The sequence below is a fragment of the Peribacillus sp. TE19612 genome (genome assembly GCF_056279465.1).
The window spans coordinates 58,059-76,627 of record NZ_JBWCCL010000010.1 but is presented as its reverse complement, the minus strand read 5'-3'; the positions used below and the strand labels follow the sequence as shown (position 1 = coordinate 76,627).

The following is an 18,569-nucleotide window of genomic DNA, read 5'->3' as shown; positions in this document are numbered from 1 at the left end:
AAAATAAACTGCGCCTACCTTAATTAGGTGCAGTTTATTTATATACATAAAAGGATTTTTTAACCCCTGAAGCCACATCAAGAATATATAAGGGTTTGTTAAACGTGTTTATCCACGCCCTTTCGGTTAAAATAGGGATTATATTGAAAAAAGGGGCCGATTGAATTGATAAAGACGATTGCGATTGATATGGACGGAACATTGCTAAACAAAATGCAAAAGGTCAGTGAGGAAAATAAACAAGCAATCCAGAGGGCGCAAAGCGAGGGAGTGGAAGTGATCATTGCTACTGGAAGATCTTATGTGGAAGCAAGGTTCGCTTTAGATGAAGCAGGCATCGTTTGCCCTGTCATCTGTGTAAATGGTGCTGCCCTCTTCACGGAGGAAGGGAAGATTGCCGCTTCCAATCCAATGTCAGCAGTCACTGCTAAAATGGTCGCTGGATTCCTCGAAGAACAAGGGATTTATTTCGAAATATATACGAGTCAGGGGATTTATTCCAAAGACTATGAAAACGCAATATCTGTTTTGGTTGATGTATTCGTTACAGCCAATCCCGACATTGACCCTGAGGGTATGCGAAAATTTGCAGAGCAGCGTTTACAGCTGGGACAGGTAACCTCCATTTCCGATTATTCCGAGTTATTCAGCCGTTCGAATGAGGAATATTATAAAATTCTCAGCTTCTCAAAGGATTTAACTTTATTAAATCAAATTGCTTCGAAATTGGAAGGACAAGGAGTTACAGTCACTTCATCAGGACGTGAAAATGTAGAAATCATGAGTGAAACGGCTCAAAAAGGTACGGCGCTTGAAACATATGTTAATGGAAAATCCGGCTCGATGCAGGAAACCATGGCTATTGGAGATAATTATAATGATGTATCCATGTTTGAACGGGTAGGTTTGTCTGTCGCAATGGGAAATGCCCCGCTCGAAATTAAAAATATGTGTGATGAAGTAACAGGCAAGAATGATGAATCAGGCGTCGCGGAGGCCATTTTAAAGGTACTTAAACAGTCAGCCTATTAAACTCAAGAATCAAAGGGGGAAAAGACTTTGAAAAAATTGCTCTTATTTCTCCTTATGGCTACATTGTTTTTAACTGGTTGCAACATGAATGATGACAAAAGCAAAAACCAGCCGAATCCTGACAAAGAAGTGACAGGCACTTTAGGGGAAGATCCGGATGTGTTGGTAACGAACCTGCAGGCCCCGTGGTCGATTCAGAAGAATGGGGACACAATGTATGTGTCAGAGCGGACTGGAACCATCGTCGAATGGGACAAGGATAAGATGACACGGCAAAAGGTCAATCTTAAAAAGACATTGTCAGCTAAAGCCGAAGCTGGATTGCTTGGATTTTTGCTAGCTCCCGACTTCTCTAAGAGCGGGCAAGCTTTCGCCTATTATACTTATGAAGAGGGCGGGAATTCCATCAATCGCATCGTCATTTTAGAAAAAAATGATGATATATGGCAGGAGATGGAGACCTTAATCGACGGAATACCAAGCGGGGACTTCCACCATGGCGGCAGGATCAAGATTGGACCGGATGATAAGCTATATGCAACAACAGGTGATGCAAGAAAGTCTGAAATCGCACAGGACATAGAATCTTTAGGCGGAAAAATTCTGCGCTTGAACCTGGATGGCACCATTCCTAAAGATAATCCTTTCGGGAATTCATATGTCTATTCATACGGTCACCGCAATCCACAAGGTCTTGCTTGGGATGAAGCAGGACAGTTGTATGAAAGTGAGCACGGAGATTCGGCCCACGATGAATTAAATAAAATTGACCCCGGTAAGAACTATGGCTGGCCAGAGATACAGGGCGATGAGCAAAAACCGGATATGATAAAACCATTGATTCATTCCGGTGAAAATACATGGGCTCCTTCAGGCATGGCCTATTTTGACGGAAAGCTTTATTTTGCTGCCTTAAGGGGCGAAGCGCTAAAGAGTTACGATGTAAAGAGCGGAAAACTGACCAATATCATAACGGGCTCAGGAAGGATACGTGATGTATTCGTTGAGGAAGAATTCATATATTTCATAAGCAACAATACGGACGGCCGAGGAAATCCTCATGAAAAGGATGATAAGCTATATCGTTTGCCGCTATCTCGGTTAAATATGCCTTGATGTTATCAATGAGCAGAAAAGAAGCATATATTTGGGAAACCTCGCCAATAGCGGGGTTTCCTTTTTGTGTATGGCACCAAATTCACGAGTAAAAGCGCGAAATTCACGAGTAACGCCCAACTCACGAGTAAAAGCATGAAATTCACGAGTAAAAGTGTGAAACTCACGAGTAAAAGCATGAAATTCACGAGTAAAAGAGCGAAACTCACGAGTAAAAGCGTGAAATTGACGAGTAAAAGCATGAAACTCAGAGTAAAATCGTGAATCTCCTGAAAAGGGATTTTTTTGTCTCGGAAGTGGTGTAGAAGCTGAGGATACAGTGTCCCTACGATTGTCTTCGTTCTTCCTGAGGGCTAGACATTTTTAATGAATAGGTGTATAGTTACCTAGGTAACTACTTTACAGGAGGAATACCTTTGTCCTTTCAAAATGGTTTTTTTCATCATAACTTACAATTTTCAAGGTCATTTACGAAAAAGTTAAATGAACAATTGGCCAAGGTTGATCTTTATCATTCCCAATGGTCGATTGTATATTATCTGAGTCAGTTTGGCTGTTCTACGCTTGTTGAAATAAGCACTTATTTAGATGTGGAGAAACCGACGGTAACCAGGACGGTAAACCGCTTGGAAGAACTTGAGTTGATTGAACAAGTCCCAGGAAAAGATAAACGGGAACGGAGAATACAGTTAACGGAGTCAGGTTTAAGGACTTATCAAGAGGCCAAAAAGGTAGTTGAAGAATTTGAACTTCAATTAATGAGCGGTTTGGCTGATGAGGATCGGGAGGCAACGTTACGTACGTTGATTTTCCTGAAGGAAAAATTAAAACAATAGTAAGGAAGAAGGATTGAAATGAATCACAAACCGAAATTGTGGACGAAAGACTTTCTGATTGTCTCGTCTGCAAACTTTTTTCTATTTTTAACTTTTTATGTCCTGATGGTGACATTGACCATTTACACGATGGATAATTTTCATGCGTCGCAAGCACAAGCAGGACTTGCTTCGAGTATTTTTGTTCTGGGGGCTGTGCTTGTCAGACCGATTGCAGGGAAAAAAATTGATAAGATCGGCCGCAGAAAGATGTTGCTTGGCTCGTTGGTGCTATTCCTGATCGCATCCATTGGCTATTTCCTGGTGAATGGTTTATCCCTTTTATTGATAGATCGGCTTATTCACGGTTTTGCTTTTGGCCTTGCCACTACGGCAACTGGAACGATTGCTGCAGATATCATTCCGAATGAAAGACGCGGGGAAGGCACAGGTTACTTTGCCATGAGTACAAACTTGGCAATGGCTTTCGGACCGTTCATTGGCTTGCTGATAACACAGCATTTCAGTTATTCCATCATTTTCTATGCAGCCTCCTTATTTGCCGCGTTTTCTTTAGTTGCATCGTTATTCATGCATGTGCCTGAAGGGGAAAAGGTCGGAGCTTCACCACAAAAGGGTTTTAAAATCAGTGATTACTTTGAAAAAAGGGCACTGCCCATTTCCATTTTTATCGGATTTGCCGGATTTACCTATTCGAGCATCTTGTCCTATTTAACGTCTTTTGCAAAGGAAATGGATTTAATGGATGCGGCGAGCTTTTTCTTTGTCGTATTTGCTGTATTCCTTTTGGCGTCCCGTCCGTTTACAGGCCGGATGTTTGATGTGAAGGGGGAAAATGCAGTTATTTACCCATCGCTCTTGCTATTTGCTGTCGGTATGGTCATCCTGAGTCAATCCCATCATGGGATCACGCTTCTGATTGCCGGCGCCTTTATCGGAGTGGGGTATGGTACGTTCCAATCAAGCAGTCAAGCGATTTCCATCAAGGAAGCCCCCTCAAATCGGATGGGTTTAGCCACATCCACGTTTTTTACCATGTATGACTTCGGTATTGGTGTGGGCCCATTCCTATTGGGATTCCTTATTCCATATACAGGGTTCAAAGGGTTATTCATAGGAATGTCGATCTTTGCGTTCATACTTATTGGCATTTATTACTTGGCGCATGGAAAAAAAGCCTCGGCAAGAGTGAAAATGCAGCATGAGGAACGCTTATCTGCCTGATTTTTTGAATATGATTGTATAAAATGAAGAATTTTGGGGATGCTTATATTATGATTGATTTTCCAAAGTATCCCCCTTTTCTCCGCCTGTATTCCACAGGCGTTTTTTTTATGCCTAAGCAAAGAAAACCGCCTTATTGGCGGTTTCCTTAAAATTTATAGGTCCATAATCTTTCTTTGCGAATCCAGTCTAGGAAATCTGCATCCTGATTTTCGAATTTCTCTTTCCAATCGATAACCATTGCTTCCGTTTGCGAACGGTGGGCAGTGAATGTGGCTACCTTTTTTTCTTCGACGGCAGTGATATCATGGACGATGTCGGGCTGCCCCAATTCGTCAATGCAGTTATTCGAGAAGGCGACACAATGAAGTTTAGGCCTCTCTTTCTCTTCCATTCTTTCCACGGCCCGAACTACAGCACGTGCTGTCGCTTCATGGTCCGGATGGACACTGTATCCTGGGTAAAACGTAATGATCAACGAAGGATTCAATTCATTGATGGCATCGGTAAATAATGAAGTCAGCTTTTCATCATCTTCGAATTCAATTGTCTTATCACGCAATCCAAGCATGCGTAAATCTTGGATGCCAATTGCATTTGCTGCATCGATTAATTCCTTTTTCCGAATTTTGGGAAGCGATTCCCTTGTTGCGAATGGAGGGTTTCCTAAATTACGTCCCATTTCTCCTAAAGTTAAGCATAAATAGGTGACAGGAGTGCCCGCTTCTCTATGAAGGGCAAGCGTTCCGGAGACCGAGAAGGCTTCATCATCGGGATGTGGGAATATAACTAATACATGGCGTTCTTTTTCCAAGGTATATTTCTCCTTCCGTTCTACTTACAGTAAGTATGTTTATCGGTGAATGGGAGTTTTCATCGGAATCAACATATGATATATATCAAGCGAGTTGTCATCATTCAAAGGGAGTGGGACTGAGCTGCATGGAGACAGCAAGCTTTCCGGAAAAATCAAGGCCTGCCAATAGCAATCTCCCCTGTTCATCCATTTCGAAGTGGTTAACGCCTTCTGCATATACCCAGCCAATATTGAGCTTCAAGCCGACGCGATAGGGTCCATCCCCAACTATCTTGCCATGTTCATACTGTATAAATGCGTTACGAATATAAGCACCTGCCGAGAAGAAAGCTTCATCTACATGAGTGGCATAGGCGCCATTTGTCGTTTCAAGGTGAAGATATACATCTTGTCCGGCGAAAGAATCAATGGCAGTTTGCACCTCTGTACGGTCTATAGGTTTCATTCTATAATTTCCTCCTTAACTGGGCGGCTAGATAAGCTTTTCCTTCTTTCTATTTTACTAAATAAAAACAAAAAAAGCGAAAAAGGCCGCTCGATGAATTTGAGCGGCCTTTAAACTTGATGTTTTATTTTTGTGTTTTTTCAGCGATTCCATATTTATGGTATGCACCATGATTGACAGGTCCAACATAGTCATTCATCTTCCAAGAATGGCGAACGGCCTCGGTGATGAAGTCTTTAGCAATGAGAATAGCCTCACGCGGGCTTTTCCCTTCAGCCAATTGAGCCGTAATGGCTGCTGAAGATGAACAGCCGGCACCATGTGTATTGGTCGTTTCGATTTTTTCTGATTCAAGGATTTCAAATTCAGTTCCATCATATAAAAGGTCAATGGCTTTATCATGATCCAGCTTATTACCGCCTTTGATCAAGACAAATTTTGCACCAAGTGCATGAATCTTTTCGGCTGCAGCCCTCATATCGTCAATCGTCTTGATAGGCGCAGTGCCCGCTAACTGAGCGGCCTCGAACAGGTTTGGCGTGACTACAGTTGCACGTGGTACAAGCAGTTCGCGCAGAGCTACAGCCGTTTCAGGGTGCAATACTTCATCTTCACCTTTACATACCATGACTGGATCGATTACGACCTTGTCCAGCTTCAACTCGTCTATTTTACGGGCAACAAGTTCAATGATTTCCACTGATCCAAGCATTCCCGTTTTCATGGCATCAATGCCGATTGATAGAATCGTTTCGATTTGGGCTTCCAAAACCTCGACCGGTGTAGGGAATACATTATGGGACCAGCCATTCTTTGGATCCATCGTCACGATTGTCGTTAATGCGGACATACCGTAAACGCCGAATTCTTGGAATGTCTTTAAATCCGCTTGAAGACCGGCACCGCCGCTCGAATCCGATCCGGCAACTGTCATTGCTCTTTTCATAGTCATTATGTGACCTCCTCAGGAGAATTAGATATCGATATTATCAGCATACCAGTTAATATCCTATTTTTAGAATATACCAAAATTTCTTTTATGTAAAACTTAGTTTTCACATTAATATGAGTACCTTAAGAAAGGTAATGGAATGGCCACGCATGTGTCATTTTTCGGACCTGGAAATAAGAATATAAAATGGGTGGGTGGGCTGCTTTTTAGCTTTTGATCCTACTTTCCATTTTTTGATATACAAAGCAAAGTTTGTGAAAGTGTCATTATTTTCAAAGTTGATTTAAAATATTTAAATATAGTGGAGACACATTAGTATAGCTTTTCCGTTCGATGCTGGATTAAACCCAAAAAAGGGAGGTTGATTTCTATGGAATGGACCATGTTGCTTTTAGCTGGCGGGAAATCAAGCCGTATGGGCGTGAATAAGGCACTTTTGACCGTAGGCGGCGTTGTGAACATTTCAAGAGTGGCATCCGAATTGAAAAAGGTGTCAGAAAACATTATGGTCATTACGAATACATTTGAAGAATATCATTTTCTGCAACTTCCGCTCATTCCGGATTTACATAAAGATCAAGGACCTCTTGGCGGATTGCATGCAGGGTTGACCTCATCGAAAACGGAGCTTCAGTTCCTTGCAGCCTGTGATATGCCGTTTGTGAATGCTGATGCCATAAAGGATATCATTTCCCATTATGAACCTCAATTCGATGCTGTCATTCCAGAAATAAATGGCAGGCTCCAGCCGCTTTTTGCTGTTTACCATAAAAGGTGTCTTCCTGTACTGACGGAGTGTTTATTAAAACATGAATTGAAAATGAGTCTATTTTTGGAAAAGATTTCGGTGAAAATCATGAAAGAAACCGACTTTACGTTATATCGCGAAAATCCTGAACATTTTCAATACCTTTTTTTCAATATGAATACGATGGAAGATTATCAAGAGGCAGGTTATATTGATCAAACTGAATTATATATAAAGGATGGTAGACATGAATTATAATATTTCAAAAGAGCCGATTGAAATCCAGGAAGTGATTGATAAAGTAGTCAGTCGAAATGCAGGTGCCGTCACGACCTTTATTGGTACGGTGAGGGAAATGACGAAAGGAAAAAAGACTCTCTTCTTAATATACGAAGCGTATGAACCGATGGCCATCAAGAAATTGGAGCAAATCGGATCTGAGATCAAGGAGCGTTGGCCTGATGCAGAAACGGCGATCACCCATCGTGTAGGTAAACTTGAAATCACGGATATCGCAGTCGTTATTGCTGTTAGTACGCCTCACCGAAATGATGCATATGAGGCAAATAGGTATGCGATTGAAAGAATTAAAGAAATCGTCCCGATTTGGAAAAAAGAACACTGGGAAGATGGGGAGACATGGGTAGGAAACCAGTTGGAAACCATTTCATATCCATCGGGGAAACCGGAAGAGGGGGATATTGATGATTAATGTACTTTTATTTGCCCAATTGAAAGATGAGCTAGGCAAAGAGACTCTTTCTATAGAAGGAAATGGAATGAGTGTGGCGGAGCTAAAAGGAAAGATGAAGGTGGATTTTCAATTGGAAGGTCTTGAAACCGTGATGACAGCGGTCAATGAGGAATTTGCCGATGATGACACGATTTTATCTGATGGAGATACAGTTGCTTTCATTCCGCCAGTAAGTGGAGGGTGAAGCGTCCGGAAGGGAGGGATCACGGTGAAAGAGCGATATTCAAGGCAGACTTTATTCGCCCCCGTTGGTGAAGGGGGCCAATTGAAAATTATGAAGAAGCATGTCTTGCTTCTTGGTGCAGGGGCTTTGGGATCTGCTAATGCCGAGGCCCTTACTCGTGCAGGAGTAGGGAAGCTTACCATTGTCGACAGGGATTATGTCGAGACCAGTAATTTACAGCGCCAACAAATGTATACGGAACGGGATGTCGAGGAGAAACTGCCAAAAGCAGAGGCGGCAAAGCGTCATTTATTGGATATCAACCATGAAGTTGAAGTGAATGCCATCATCATGGACGCAACTGCCCAGAATCTCGAACAGCTGCTTGGTGATGTTGATTTGATATTGGATGCAACCGACAATTTTGAGACACGGATGATTATTAATGATTTATCACAAAAGCTTCATATACCATGGATTTATGGGGCATGTGTGGGGAGCGTGGGCATGACTTTGACGATCCTTCCCGGGCAGACTCCATGTTTGCACTGTTTGCTTAAAGCGATCCCGATTCAAGGAATGACCTGTGACACAGGAGGGATCATATCACCAGCTGTTACGATGGTCGTGGCACACCAAACTGCCGAGGCTTTGAAAATCCTTGTTGAAGATTGGGAATCGGTGCGGCCTGCACTTGTTTCTTTTGATCTTTGGAGAAATCAATACCAAACCGTTAAATTGACAAAAGCGAAAAAGAAAGATTGTCTCTCATGCGGAGAGCAGAGGACATACCCATTTTTAACAATGGAAAATGCAACGAAAACGGCTGTTCTTTGCGGGAGGGACACTGTACAGGTAAGACCGCCAAAACCTTTGAAACTGCAACTTGAGAAACTAGCCAAGGATCTGGACGGCAGCGGTTATTTGGTGAAATTCAATCCATTCCTTCTCTCCTGTGAAAAAGCCGGGGAGCGTATCGTCATTTTCAAGGATGGCCGGGCGTTGATCCACGGTACGAAGGATATGGTCCATGCAAAGGCCGCGTACCAAAGCATCCTGGGATAATGATCATAAAAAAACGAGGCCCCAGGTTTGGGGCCTCGTTTTTTATGATTCCATATAGGGTAATGGTACGGGTTTTAGTGTGTGACCCCGTCTTTGTTATCTTGTTTGGAAGCAACGATGACTACTTTTCCTTCGTCAAGAACTTCCTCGTAACGCTCTGCCTCCATATCACTAAGGCCAAGGTTACTCATTCGATTACGAAGTTCATCTCCGCGAGATTTAAAGAGATTTCCGACGGTATCAAGGAAACCTTGTTCCTTCATGCCTACACCTTCTGTATTTGTATTCTCGGTAAGGTGTTTAGAACGGGTTTTATCATGGGCAAACAAATATACATCGTCTTTCGTATAACCTGATGTAACTAATTCATCGATTTTTTCCTTTGCTTGTAAACCGTTTTCTACTACATGTACTTGATACATATAAACTCCTCCTTGAATTTCATTAAGAATCTCTTGAATATAGGTAAATGGAATCTTGCTTATTACAGTTGCTGATTGGCTATAGTAGTATATAACCTCATTTGGGCCCTGTTAAACATTTATCTCAAAGAATATTTAGTAAGTGGTGAAGCGGAATACCTTCTGTATGCGGTAGGTCAAGTATTTGAAGACAGGCAGTTTCTTTTGGTATTCACTGTAATCCACCGTGTATGTTCCGTTTTGATTTGTCCAGAGTCTATGGAAATAGCTGTCGACATCCTTGGAAACGTCCGCATCATTTGGAGCATGGATTTCAACATTCGCTTCAAGGTTATAGTCATCTAGATTTCGTGAAGTATAATTAGCCGATCCTCCAAGGATAACCGTTTCATTAGCCTTTTGAATCATCATCAACTTTGTATGGAACTGTTCTTTTTCTGTTTTGTACCAGCGGATCGAGATGTTTTCATCCCCCAGTTTTTCGAATTCGGCGGCAACCGGAAGATTGGGCAGCCCGATTTTTTCACTTCCGAATGCGTTTTGATTCGGATCCAATATCATTTCAATCTTCACACCCCGTTTAGCTGCATCCGTTAATGCCTCGACAACCTCGCGATCGGCAATGTAGAACATGGCAAGATGGATCTTGTCACCATTTTCAGCATCCTTAATTGCCTTTAGGACATGTTTATTGATTTTTCCTTCCGTTAGCAGTTGTACCGATATCGGCCCTTTATCTGCTGATTTCTCCTTGAACTCAGGAAATGACTTTGGACCTCCCGAGAATTTCGAAGCGGCTTCTTCGGCTTTAACGAAATCGCCGATGATATTCCCGTCCATCTGGAAGGCAATATTGGAATGGAAGCCACTTGCGTCATGAGGATTGGCAGATGAGATGATGGCCGTTTTTTCAGTCGCGACCACTTTTCTGTGATTGGCTTTGATATTCATCAATCTAAGATAAGAACGCAAGGTGACCTTTGGTGCGCTTTTAGCCATTGGATTGACAATCCAGCCTTTCCCGCTTTCACCGAACCATTGGAAAAAGGTCCGATACACACCTGAATAGAGAGGATTCGGATCCCGGAGGCGGTCTAAGTTGGTAACAATGACATCAATTCCATTTTTCTTCATCGTTTCCAATGCCTCTAACTGGTAGGCATTATAGGAAGTATTCACTTCATCAGTAATGAATATAATCTGGAGGTCAGGTTTCCTTTTCTTCTGTTTCACCAGATTATCCTTCAGGGTCTCGGTTAACTTCGGGAAGTTTATCTTTTCATCATAAAAAGCATTAAACAAAAACATATCGATTACGATATAAGAATCAGCCTCTTCTATCGCTTGATTTATAGTTTGGAAAATTCGCTGCTCATGTTGCTGATTCCCTTGTTCATCGTGGTAGGAGAGGTCATAGATGAAATCGATATCCTCGACATGATGAACCTTCCCTTCATAAGAAATGCCATCGGGAAGTGGCTTGTAGCTGTTATAGGCAATGACGATTGCAATGACGATCAAAATGCTGACAAGCAGATAAAATCGTTTTCTTTTGTACCATTTTTTCATAGGGAACCCTCCAACATGGTTAAATTGCTTGCTAACTTTCTATTTTCCCACTTTTGGGGTATATAGAAACATAAATCGTAATCTATGGAAAAGGCAAGGCGATTAAGTTTGATATAATATAGTTTCAAAAAGTGGAAAAGGGGCTGTGGCAAATGGAAAAGCAGTTATTGACAAATGATTGGTGGCCTCTATTGAAAGAGGAATTCAAAAAAGAATATTACCAGGAGCTATGGGGATTTATAAAGCAAGAGTACAGTCAGCAAGTCATTCATCCGGATCAGGACGATATTTTCAATGCGCTTCACTATACTCCTTTTGAAGATGTAAAGGTTGTCATCCTTGGACAGGACCCATACCATGGCCAGGGTCAGGCACATGGCCTTAGTTTTTCAGTCAAGCCGGAGGTTCGCATCCCGCCCTCTTTAAGAAATATCTTTAAAGAGTTAAACACCGATCTTGGCTATGAGGTTCCGGATAATGGTTACCTGGTCGAATGGGCAAAACAGGGAGTGCTTCTATTGAATACCGTCTTGACTGTCCGTGAGGGAGAGGCGCACTCACACCGCGGAAAAGGATGGGAAATCTTTACGAATCAAGTTATTCGCCTATTGAATGAACGTCCGAAACCGGTTGTATTCATCCTGTGGGGGAAACCCGCTCAAACCAAAATCCCTTTGATTGATGAAGCCCGCCATAAAATCATTAAGTCGGTACATCCAAGTCCGCTGTCGGCGTCCCGTGGTTTCTTTGGCACAAAACCATTTTCCAAAACAAATCAATTGCTGATGGAAATGGGGAAATCTCCAATTGATTGGAAAATCCCAAACCGATGATATCAGCAAGAAAACGAAACGGGTGAATTGTATGGCGTGCCGTCATTTCTATATAACTTGGGATCTCAGTTTTCCAAAAGGCTGCCGTGCTTTTCAATTCAAAACATCAAACCAGCCTTCTCTTGATGTCTTTCATTCTTCAGGGAAGCCATGCTTGAAATTTCAAGCCAAGCCAATGAAAAGGTAGGAAATATGCAAGGTGTTTTCTTCTCTGATTTTTGCTATGCTAGTTATGATAGTTTTGACCTGTATATAGACGAGGTGGTAAAGTTGGATATTTCATCAAGACAAATGTTAGATAAAATCGAAGAGCTTGTTTTAAAAGCGAAACAGGCAAATTCAGAGGATAAGGTGCAAGGGTATGTAATGGCCATAAAATCCCTTTGTGAAGTGATGGTTGATGAAAAAGCTTCGAACATCAGCATACAGAAGCCAATCACATTGACCCAGCCCGTCATGTCGGCTACACCGAATGTAGAACCGGTTAAAATGGATGAGGCCAATGGGGAGTCCTTGTTCGATTTTTAAATGAGGGAAGGGGAGCGAAATAATTGAAACTATTCATCATTTTAGGTGCATTGAATGGGTTTATTGCTGTGGCACTTGGTGCATTCGGTGCCCACGGACTGGAAGGAAAAATTCCTGATAAATATTTGGAAACTTGGCAAACCGCTGTTCAATATCAAATGTTCCACGCGGTGGGTTTATTGGTACTCGGTTTATTGGCTGGGAAAATTTCTAGTCCGCTAATCAACTGGTCCGGCTGGCTTATGCTAATAGGAATTATCCTGTTTTCCGGAAGCCTGTTCGTTCTAAGCGTTACGCAAATCAAAGTCCTTGGTGCCATCACACCGCTTGGCGGAGTTTCTTTCTTGGTTGCTTGGGTCTTAATGATCATTGCTGCGTATAAATACTTGTAAGGACAGCTGAGGCTGCAGACAAATTCGAAGAAATCGAGTTTGCCTGCAGTTTTTTTATGGCTTGTACAATTTGGACGTACATTACCGCTGCAGGCACTCGCTTATCCAGAGGCGGTCCTGGAGCCTCCTCGGCTCGCACCTTTTTCTCCAATCAACTTTGTTATTATATATAGATAGAAACCATCCCTGATGAGTTGAAGGTGTTGGTTTGGAACATCATTTGATGAAAGAATGTTTTCCGAACCTCTACAAACTGAGCTGATCCTTTTGGGTCAGCCTTTTTTGGAAAAAGTCATGCCAATATAAGAAGAGCCTCAAAATCAAATAGATTCTGAGGCTCTTTTCTTTATTGGATTTTTTTACCTTGGCGAATAGGTGGTAAGCCCAGCGCCGCCTCCAAATGGATAGTCATATTCGATTTCTTCATCAAACGTTATATAATCTAAGTATACCATCGGGATTAAGTATCGTTTTCCCGTTTGAGGATCGCTTATGATTAGATGATCGCGTCCTGCAGCCTCGATGATTCCTTTGAAGATCATGGCATTCCATTCCTGGTTGTTTTCAAACGTGGTATAAACAGTGGCTAATTTCCCTTTATTCAAACGCAAGATGTTCTCGATATACGACGCTTCGACCGGAAGCATACCAGGTATCTGTGGTCCGGAAGGGGGTTGACCCATCGTCACCGGCATTTGTTGTGGCGTGCCTGCCATAGTGGGCTGTTGTGGCTGGTATGATGGCTGTTGGTATCCTTGCTGCGGGTAACCTTGCTGTTGGTATCCTTGCTGCGGGTTAGGATTCTGCTGCCTTAGTTCAGGCTCGTTATTCTCATAGGGATAATAGGGGCTTCCTCCGTACGGGTAATTACCATAAGGATTATTTTGTGACATTGCATTCCCTCCTGAATTCAAGGTTTAGTTGATGCTGTGGAATTTGGACAATCCGAGAGTGTGGACTGGGAGAAACAGTGCGATTTATAGCGACCGGTAGTATTGTATAAGTTTTCTGGACAATCCCCGGGTGGCTTAAAAAACCACAATGAATGTTAAGCGATACATAACGGCTGCTGCCGTTCATGATATAAGCCATATCCTCTTGCCGGCTAATGAATAGAAGTAACGTTCCTTCACCTCGCTGGAGTCAGGAATTGCCTTGATCAATTTTCCTGAAGCTGAATGGGACTGTGAAAAAATAATTTCATCACTATTGAAAATGTATGGGATGTGGATTGGATTTATTCCTCAGCCGGGGAAAAATAAAAAGGAGCGGACGCAAAAAAAGCTTCCGGAAACCGGAAGCCATTCGTCTTAAACGTATAGGAATGAAGATACATTTTCTTCAGGCAGGATATTTCCTACAAAGAAAGAACCAAATGCAGCGTAACGTGCACTCACTTCATCAAAACGCATTTCATAGATTAATTTTTTGAATTGAAGGACATCATCTGCGAATAGAGTCACGCCCCATTCATAATCGTCAAAACCGACAGAACCCGAAATGATTTGTTTTACTTTACCGGCATAACTGCGGCCAATCAAGCCATGGGAACGCATTAAGCCTTTGCGCTCTTCCATGGAAAGCATATACCAGTTATCATCGCCATCACGACGCTTGTCCATTGGATAGAAGCATACATGTTTCGCTTTTGGCAGTATCGGATAAAGTCTTGAACGAACATGAGGGTTCTGGTATGGGTCCTCACTATCTCCGCCAGCTAAGTAATTGCTTAATTCCACGACGGAAACGTATGAATAAGCGGGAATTGTATATTCGGCAAGCTTCGTTTTGTTGAATTCGTTTTCGATTGCATTCAATTCTTCCATGGTTGGGCGGGCAAACATAAGCATGAAGTCCGCTTTCTGACCAACGATGGAATATAGGGCATGGCTGCCTTCATTGTCGCTTTGTGTCATATTCCATTTATCCAGTAAACCTTGGAATTCCGAGATGGCCAATTGGCGTTCGTCACTTGATAACGTTTTCCAAGAAGCCCAGTCGATCAGGCGGAAATCATGTAAACAATACCAGCCGTCCAGTGTTTGTGCTGCTTCACTCATTACAATCACTCCTAAGTCTTATTATAACTTTAATATAGCATAGTTTCAGTATAAGGAAATTTATATCAACCCGCAAACACCATCACTGTTTTTCGGTGTTTCTGATATTTTCAAATTTGCGGATGGCTGGAATTTACCTGGCTGCTGGAGTATTCTTAAAAGAAGACGACAATGGATTTTACCGGATGGTTAAATATAGAAAAAATGGGGGAAACGTATCTAAAAAGGAGGAAGAGCCAATGAGTGATTTATTTGAAATATTGGAATCGAAAATTATGGGGCATAATTTAAAAATCGTTTTTCCGGAAGGATTGGATGAACGGATTTTGGGAGCTGCAGGCAGGCTTGCCCAAGCTAAACTGGTGACACCGGTATTGATCGGGGATATCGGATTGATTCAAGAGAAGGCAAAAGACTTAAAGATCTCCCTTGATGCAATCGAAATATATGATCCGAAGAATTATATCATGATGGATGAAATGGTTGAAGCGTTCGTGAAGGTCCGTGATGGTAAAGCGACCGATCTGCAAGCACGTGAAATCTTAACGGATGAGAACTATTTTGGAACCATGCTCGTCCATATGAAACTGGCACATGGAATGGTTAGTGGTGCAACGCATTCAACTGCCGATACGGTTCGTCCAGCTTTAAAGATCATTAAAACAAAGCCGGGCGTCCAAAAAACCTCGGGAGTGTTCATCATGGTCCGGGAGGAAGAGAAATATGTATTCGCGGATTGTGCAATCAATATAAACCCCAGTTCCCAGGACCTGGCTGAAATTGCTATAGAAAGTGCGAAGACTGCATTAATGTTCGATATCGAACCGCGTGTGGCGATGCTGAGCTTTTCCACAAAGGGATCGGCAACATCCCCCGAGACCTTAAAAGTGGTTGATGCGGTCGATTTGGCAAAAGAAATGGACCCTGAAGTCATTCTTGATGGGGAATTTCAGTTTGACGCGGCCTTCGTTCCTTCTGTGGCAAGGAAAAAAGCACCGGATTCCCTTATTCAGGGGGATGCGAATGTTTTTATTTTCCCAAGTCTCGAAGCAGGGAACATTAGCTATAAGATGGTACAGCGCTTGGGTGGCTTCGAAGCGGTCGGTCCGATCCTTCAGGGGCTGAATCGTCCGGTGAATGACCTTTCGAGGGGATGCAGTGAAGAGGATGTGTATAAACTGGCTGTCATTACAGCGGCACAGGGGTTTCTGGCGCAGTATCAATAGACAGCTTGAGGATTAAATGTAGAGGGAGATTCGTATGGGTGAGACAGATTCATTATTAATGCAGCAAGAGTGGAGGATTATTGATCAATCTTCCGTTGGACCTCAGTTTCCTGCTCTGGAGTCCTTTGCGATGGATGATACATTTTGCGCTTCCGTTGGGTCAGGTAAATCAGCGGCCGTAGCCAGGGCGTGGGTACACCACCGAACCATCGTCATGGGTATACAGGATACGAAGTTGCCTTTTCTTAAAAAGGGTTTGGATCATTTGGAAGAACATGGTTTCCGGGCCATCGTGAGGAATTCGGGAGGGCTGGCAGTCGTCCTGGATGAGGGGGTCCTTAATTTTTCGCTCATTTTTCCTGAAAACGAGCAGAAAATTGAAATCAATCGTGGATATGATGCGATGTGGAAGCTTGTCCAATTGATGTTTTCCGATTTCCCAGTCAAGATGGAGGCGCGGGAAATCGTCGGTTCCTATTGTCCTGGCAGTTATGATTTAAGTATAAATGGGCAAAAGTTTGCGGGTATATCCCAACGCAGGATCCGCAATGGCGTAGCGGTGCAAATCTATTTGTGTGTCAATGGAAGCGGGGCTGAACGTGCCAGTCTCGTGAAGGGCTTTTATGATGCAGCTAAAGGAAATGCAGAAACCAAATTCGCTTATCCTGATATCGTCCCTTCGGTAATGGCGTCCCTAACCGAATTGTTGGGTGTGCAATTGAGTGTTCAAGACGTGATGCTCAGATTCCTTCAAGTATTGAAGGAACATAGCGAAAAGATATTCTCTGACACACTTTCCGCTGAGGAATGGCCGCTGTATGAGGCGTACTTGACGAGAGTGGTCGAACGCAATGATAAAGTATTCGATGCATTAAAGGATTGATATGAAAGAAGCCGTTCCATTAAGTCAGGAATGGCTTCTTTCATTTAATACGACTTTAGCATTCACTGAAACTGTAAAAGGACTGTATGATAGGCGGAGATAGTATTCCTTCTTTCTTGAAACAATGAAAAAAAGAGCCTTGTTGGCTCCCTTTTTCGGATAAATAGGGGTGAAACGGCCTCTGGCATGTGGTTGATCTATATAACAGAACCCCACATTATCTTATTACTCGGCCATTTTTTCCAAATTGCCATTCCGGTCCATCTTGAACTTAGTTGCCGGACGTTCCTCTTCCTCTAACAAGACCAGCTTTCTTGCTCGATTCATGATATTCATCAAAGTTTCATAATCTTCCTGCATCAACCCGCTGTTTTGTTCTAGGTGGCTGATTTTATTCTCCAAATCTTCGTTTCGCTTTTTCAGCCCTTTAATTTCAAGCTTCAATCTTTCATTTTCGGTTTTTAATACTTCGGCTTGAAGCATGCGGCCGTTCATGGATTCCAAATAGGCGATGACGGCATCAAGGCTCATGGCCGTTTCCAAAGTAACTGGTGTGTGCTGTGCCTTAGGAGCGAGGGCTTCTGCCACAACGAATTCCTCTGCTGCTTCATAATTGGTAGTATCGACTTCGGATTTCAACTCTAGTTCCTCTTCTTGTACATGGGGAACCATTATGTCGGAAATCGTTGGGGACGGCGGTGTATAAAGAAGCCGTTTTTTCCCTCCTTGATCTTTTCCAAGGATCCTTTGCCGCTGCTTACGCTGTTTCTTGGCAAGGGATAGTGCTTTATCATAATTATGGCGGACGACTGCATTCCAGCGGAATCCGCATGCTGCAGAGGTGCGATTCAACTTATCTCCTACCTCTTCAAAAGCATTAAGCTGAGTGCTGCCTTCCCGCACATGGCGCAATACCGTTTCTGCCAAAAGCAAATCATCTTCTTCTGTCCAGGCGTCTTGACGAACCTTCATTTCTACATACTCCCTTTCTGGTAACTTTTAAAATAAATAACTATATAAAATATCGTGTGGCAGTGATTTATGGAGTGTTCTACTAGCATTTTGGACAAAATATGGATTTTTTATACAAAAAGGTTAAAAGGATACTAGTTTTTTGATTAATTACATCATTTTTCACATCATTCAGCCCTCTTGATATTCATAAGTAGAAACGGTAAAATACCCTTTAGTCATATAAATGGATGAAATACAGTTTGTCATGGAAAGGATGGTGACCGGAGGATGTCCAATGAATTCAGAGTGTGCGATGACTGCTTGGCGGTAAACATAAAAACATTGATCCCGCGTCTTGAAAAGCTTGATCCCGACGCGAAAATTGAAGTGGGCTGCCAATCCTACTGCGGTCCTGGCAGAAAGAAGTCTTTTGCCTTTGTCAATAACCGTCCGGTTGCTGCACCGACAGAAGACGAGTTACTAGATAAAATCAATAAAAAACTAAAGTAGGATCCATGATATATAGGTAGAGTGGATTATTTCTTAATGA

At 42.6% G+C, this 18,569-nt stretch carries 22 protein-coding genes; 14 read left to right on the top strand and 8 right to left on the bottom strand.

The genetic code is table 11. The features are described from left to right. Positions 1-165 precede the first annotated feature (165 nt). From ACZ9AO_RS18050 to ACZ9AO_RS18035, 4 genes are all read left to right on the top strand, one after another. A complete protein-coding gene (locus ACZ9AO_RS18050; protein ID WP_476109676.1) occupies positions 166-1,032 on the top strand; it encodes a Cof-type HAD-IIB family hydrolase in 867 nt (288 codons plus the stop codon). A gap of 27 nt (positions 1,033-1,059) precedes the next feature. Continuing rightward, on the top strand, positions 1,060-2,148 hold the full coding sequence (locus tag ACZ9AO_RS18045) for a PQQ-dependent sugar dehydrogenase (RefSeq protein ID WP_476109674.1): 1,089 nt from the start codon (positions 1,060-1,062) through the stop codon (positions 2,146-2,148). Between the two features lie 416 nt (positions 2,149-2,564). Further along, the gene (locus ACZ9AO_RS18040; protein ID WP_352924147.1) at positions 2,565-2,984 is read left to right on the top strand and encodes a MarR family winged helix-turn-helix transcriptional regulator; all 420 of its coding nucleotides are present in this window, start codon (positions 2,565-2,567) and stop codon (positions 2,982-2,984) included. Between the two features lie 18 nt (positions 2,985-3,002). Beyond that, positions 3,003-4,208 (top strand): MFS transporter, encoded by a 1,206-nt coding sequence (locus ACZ9AO_RS18035; RefSeq protein ID WP_251541644.1) that lies wholly within the window; start codon positions 3,003-3,005, stop codon positions 4,206-4,208. 148 nt (positions 4,209-4,356) lie between these two features. On the opposite strand, the gene bshB2 is transcribed toward ACZ9AO_RS18035, so the two are convergent. The 3 genes from bshB2 to pdxK all read right to left on the bottom strand — a co-directional run bounded on the left by bshB2 (position 4,357) and on the right by pdxK (position 6,422). Then, on the bottom strand, positions 4,357-5,022 hold the full coding sequence (gene bshB2, locus ACZ9AO_RS18030; RefSeq protein WP_034315960.1) for a bacillithiol biosynthesis deacetylase BshB2: 666 nt from the start codon (positions 5,020-5,022) through the stop codon (positions 4,357-4,359). Positions 5,023-5,122: 100 nt separating this feature from the next. Further along, positions 5,123-5,470, bottom strand: coding sequence for a YojF family protein (locus tag ACZ9AO_RS18025; protein WP_251541642.1), 348 nt, complete (start codon positions 5,468-5,470; stop codon positions 5,123-5,125). Between the two features lie 124 nt (positions 5,471-5,594). Next, positions 5,595-6,422 carry a pyridoxine/pyridoxal/pyridoxamine kinase gene (pdxK, locus tag ACZ9AO_RS18020; RefSeq protein ID WP_476109670.1) on the bottom strand — a complete coding sequence of 276 codons (828 nt, stop codon included), beginning with the start codon at positions 6,420-6,422 and terminating at the stop codon, positions 5,595-5,597. Positions 6,423-6,792: 370 nt separating this feature from the next. Here pdxK and mobA point away from each other — a divergent pair, with 370 nt between their 5' ends. Genes mobA through ACZ9AO_RS18000 form a run of 4 tightly spaced genes read left to right on the top strand, consistent with a single transcriptional unit; the run spans position 6,793 to position 9,152 of the window. Then, a complete protein-coding gene (gene mobA / locus ACZ9AO_RS18015; protein ID WP_476109669.1) occupies positions 6,793-7,428 on the top strand; it encodes a molybdenum cofactor guanylyltransferase in 636 nt (211 codons plus the stop codon). Further along, on the top strand, positions 7,418-7,882 hold the full coding sequence (locus ACZ9AO_RS18010; RefSeq protein ID WP_476109667.1) for a molybdenum cofactor biosynthesis protein MoaE: 465 nt from the start codon (positions 7,418-7,420) through the stop codon (positions 7,880-7,882). Before mobA ends, ACZ9AO_RS18010 begins: the two co-directional genes overlap by 11 nt. Further along, a complete protein-coding gene (moaD, locus tag ACZ9AO_RS18005) occupies positions 7,875-8,108 on the top strand; it encodes a molybdopterin converting factor subunit 1 (RefSeq protein WP_241589583.1) in 234 nt (77 codons plus the stop codon). Before ACZ9AO_RS18010 ends, moaD begins: the two co-directional genes overlap by 8 nt. Positions 8,109-8,132: 24 nt before the next feature. Further along, complete coding sequence (locus ACZ9AO_RS18000; RefSeq protein WP_476109664.1) at positions 8,133-9,152, top strand: MoeB/ThiF family adenylyltransferase; 1,020 nt, start codon at positions 8,133-8,135, stop codon at positions 9,150-9,152. Between the two features lie 74 nt (positions 9,153-9,226). On the opposite strand, the gene ACZ9AO_RS17995 is transcribed toward ACZ9AO_RS18000, so the two are convergent. Together ACZ9AO_RS17995 and ACZ9AO_RS17990 are read right to left on the bottom strand one after the other, a co-directional pair. Then, on the bottom strand, positions 9,227-9,574 hold the full coding sequence (locus tag ACZ9AO_RS17995; RefSeq protein ID WP_053536921.1) for a YflT domain-containing protein: 348 nt from the start codon (positions 9,572-9,574) through the stop codon (positions 9,227-9,229). A gap of 135 nt (positions 9,575-9,709) precedes the next feature. After that, positions 9,710-11,143, bottom strand: a complete 1,434-nt coding sequence (locus ACZ9AO_RS17990) for a phospholipase D family protein (RefSeq protein ID WP_476109662.1) — start codon at positions 11,141-11,143, stop codon at positions 9,710-9,712. A gap of 152 nt (positions 11,144-11,295) precedes the next feature. Between ACZ9AO_RS17990 and ACZ9AO_RS17985 the strand changes: the two genes are divergently transcribed. The 3 genes from ACZ9AO_RS17985 (at position 11,296) to ACZ9AO_RS17975 (ending at position 12,896) form a co-directional block, all read left to right on the top strand. Next, positions 11,296-11,976, top strand: coding sequence for a uracil-DNA glycosylase (locus ACZ9AO_RS17985; protein ID WP_476109660.1), 681 nt, complete (start codon positions 11,296-11,298; stop codon positions 11,974-11,976). A gap of 150 nt (positions 11,977-12,126) precedes the next feature. Further along, entirely contained in the window at positions 12,127-12,504 is a 378-nt protein-coding gene (locus ACZ9AO_RS17980) for a YwdI family protein (protein ID WP_251541630.1), read from the top strand. Between the two features lie 23 nt (positions 12,505-12,527). Next, positions 12,528-12,896 (top strand): DUF423 domain-containing protein, encoded by a 369-nt coding sequence (locus ACZ9AO_RS17975; RefSeq protein ID WP_054398573.1) that lies wholly within the window; start codon positions 12,528-12,530, stop codon positions 12,894-12,896. A gap of 359 nt (positions 12,897-13,255) precedes the next feature. On the opposite strand, the gene gerQ is transcribed toward ACZ9AO_RS17975, so the two are convergent. Next, positions 13,256-13,789 (bottom strand): spore coat protein GerQ, encoded by a 534-nt coding sequence (gene gerQ / locus ACZ9AO_RS17970; protein ID WP_476109657.1) that lies wholly within the window; start codon positions 13,787-13,789, stop codon positions 13,256-13,258. Positions 13,790-14,206: 417 nt separating this feature from the next. After that, on the bottom strand, positions 14,207-14,956 hold the full coding sequence (gene hemQ, locus ACZ9AO_RS17965) for a hydrogen peroxide-dependent heme synthase (protein ID WP_476109655.1): 750 nt from the start codon (positions 14,954-14,956) through the stop codon (positions 14,207-14,209). A 239-nt stretch (positions 14,957-15,195) separates the two neighbouring features. Between hemQ and pta the strand changes: the two genes are divergently transcribed. After that, positions 15,196-16,182, top strand: coding sequence for a phosphate acetyltransferase (gene pta, locus ACZ9AO_RS17960; RefSeq protein WP_476109653.1), 987 nt, complete (start codon positions 15,196-15,198; stop codon positions 16,180-16,182). 34 nt (positions 16,183-16,216) lie between these two features. Beyond that, positions 16,217-17,065 (top strand): octanoyl-[GcvH]:protein N-octanoyltransferase, encoded by an 849-nt coding sequence (gene lipL, locus ACZ9AO_RS17955; protein WP_063595694.1) that lies wholly within the window; start codon positions 16,217-16,219, stop codon positions 17,063-17,065. Between the two features lie 225 nt (positions 17,066-17,290). On the opposite strand, the gene ACZ9AO_RS17950 is transcribed toward lipL, so the two are convergent. Continuing rightward, positions 17,291-18,037 carry an RsfA family transcriptional regulator gene (locus tag ACZ9AO_RS17950; protein ID WP_251541626.1) on the bottom strand — a complete coding sequence of 249 codons (747 nt, stop codon included), beginning with the start codon at positions 18,035-18,037 and terminating at the stop codon, positions 17,291-17,293. 270 nt (positions 18,038-18,307) lie between these two features. Here ACZ9AO_RS17950 and ACZ9AO_RS17945 point away from each other — a divergent pair, with 270 nt between their 5' ends. Continuing rightward, positions 18,308-18,529: a YuzB family protein gene (locus tag ACZ9AO_RS17945; protein ID WP_048683566.1), complete on the top strand. Its 222-nt coding sequence runs from the start codon at positions 18,308-18,310 to the stop codon at positions 18,527-18,529. Positions 18,530-18,569: the final 40 nt, after the last annotated feature.